The sequence below is a fragment of the Flavobacterium fluviatile genome, assembly GCF_010645065.1.
GTDB lineage: Bacteria > Bacteroidota > Bacteroidia > Flavobacteriales > Flavobacteriaceae > Flavobacterium > Flavobacterium fluviatile.
Genome location: NZ_JAADZW010000062.1, coordinates 1 through 1965, shown reverse-complemented (window position 1 = coordinate 1965; position 1965 = coordinate 1). Strand labels below are relative to the sequence as shown.

Here is a 1965-nt window from a genome sequence, read left to right as displayed (position 1 = left end):
CAGATGGTACTGCAGTCTTGTGGGAGAGTATGTCGTCGCCTTTCTTTGAAACCCTATTCCAAGTGAATAGGGTTTTTGTTTTACAAAAGTTTTTTATTTTAGGTTGCAAGATGTGATTAAAAAGAATTGAATGTTTACTTTTGTTATAAATTATTTGAATTTTATAAATTTCAAACTTTGTATTAATGAAAAGTTATATAATCACTTTTATCTTCCTATTTATAGTTTTTACTTCAAATTCACAAGGACTTCTTAATAAATCACATAAAACGTTTACTCATCAGGATACTTTGAGAGGAAGTATAACCAAAGAACGAGCGTGGTGGGATTTAAAATATTATCATTTGGATGTAAAGGTAAATCCTGCAGATAAAACTATTTCAGGTTCAAATAAAATTCGGTATAGAGTTTTAAATGAGTATACTAAAATGCAAATTGATTTACAGGAACCAATGCAGATATACAAAGTCACTCAGGATGGAAAAGAGTTGAAATTTGAAAGAAATGGAAATGCTTTTTTTGTTGAACTGGTTGCGAATCAAAAAGTAGGAGAAATTAAGGAAATTATTGTTACGTTTGGAGGAAAACCTAAAGAGGCTGTTAATCCACCATGGGATGGAGGAATTACATGGAAAAAAGACAAAAATGGGAAAGATTTTATAGCTTCGTCCTGTCAGGGATTGGGGGCCAGTGTTTGGTGGCCATGTAAAGATCATATGTATGATGAAGTAGAAAACATGCTGATTAGTGTAAATGTCCCTGGGAATTTGACAGATGTATCAAATGGAAGATTGCAAAGTATCAAAAAACATAAAGATGGAACAAAAACATTTAATTGGTATGTTTCTAATCCTATTAATAATTACGGTGTAAATATAAATATTGGTGACTATGTAAATTTTTCTGATAAATATAAAGGAGAAAAAGGTAATTTAGATTGCAATTATTATGTTTTGAGTTATAATTTAATTTTGGCTAAAGAACAATTTAAAGATGTTCCAAAAATGTTGGAGGCTTTTGAAAACTGGTTTGGACCATATCCTTTTTATGAAGATAGTTATAAACTGGTTGAAGTACCTTATTTAGGAATGGAACATCAAAGTAGTGTGACTTATGGAAACCAGTACAAAAAGGGATATTTAGGACATGATTTGAGCGGAACAGGGTGGGGATTAAAATTTGATTTTATAATTATTCACGAATCAGGACATGAATGGTTTGCAAATAATATTACTTATAAAGATATTGCAGATATGTGGATTCATGAGAGTTTTACTAATTATTCGGAAAGCCTTTTTCTTGAATATCATTATGGAAAAGATGCAGGGTCAGAATATGTTATAGGATGTAGAAAAAATATTGAAAATGATATTCCAATTATAGGGAATTATAATGTAAATGATGAAGGATCAGGTGATATGTATCCAAAAGGAGCAAATATGCTTCATATGATTCGTCAAATAATTAATGATGATGCGAAATGGAAATCTATTTTAAGAGGACTGAATAAAGCTTTTTATCATCAAACTGTAACAGGAAAGCAAATTCAGGAATATATGAACGAACAATCCGGAATTGATTTTAGTAGAGTATTTGCTCAATATTTGACAACTACTAAAATTCCGGTTTTGGAATATATGTTTAAAGAAGGAGCTTTTGGCTATCACTGGACAAATTGTGTTGCTAATTTTGACATGGCTGTAAAAGTAAAACTAAATGGAGTGGAAATGTGGTTAAAACCAACTACTGAATGGAAATCTGAAAAAGTTACTGATGATGAGAGTACAATTGAAGTCAATAAAGATTTTTATGTAACAACTTCTAATATTGTTGAATAAGTATTTTCAAAAAAGGAAACCCCGATAATTTAACTTTATCGGGGTTAATATGGTAGTGTCTCACTAACTGTGTAAGTTGAAAAGTTATTCTGAAAAATATTTGAGCTCTTTTAAAAAGCCCAAAAAT

1 protein-coding gene is annotated in these 1965 nt (G+C 30.3%); it reads left to right on the top strand.

Annotation, left to right across the window (positions count from 1 at the left end; genetic code table 11):
- The first annotated feature begins 185 nt into the window (after positions 1-185).
- The gene (locus tag GXM17_RS21200; protein WP_163401511.1) at positions 186-1838 is read left to right on the top strand and encodes a M1 family metallopeptidase; all 1653 of its coding nucleotides are present in this window, start codon (positions 186-188) and stop codon (positions 1836-1838) included.
- The last annotated feature ends 127 nt before the right edge of the window (positions 1839-1965 follow it).

Excerpts from the sequence above, each read along its gene's own strand:
- GXM17_RS21200 (WP_163401511.1), top strand. The coding sequence starts at position 186 with ATGAAAAGTTATATAATCACTTTTATCTTCCTATTTATAGTTTTTACT.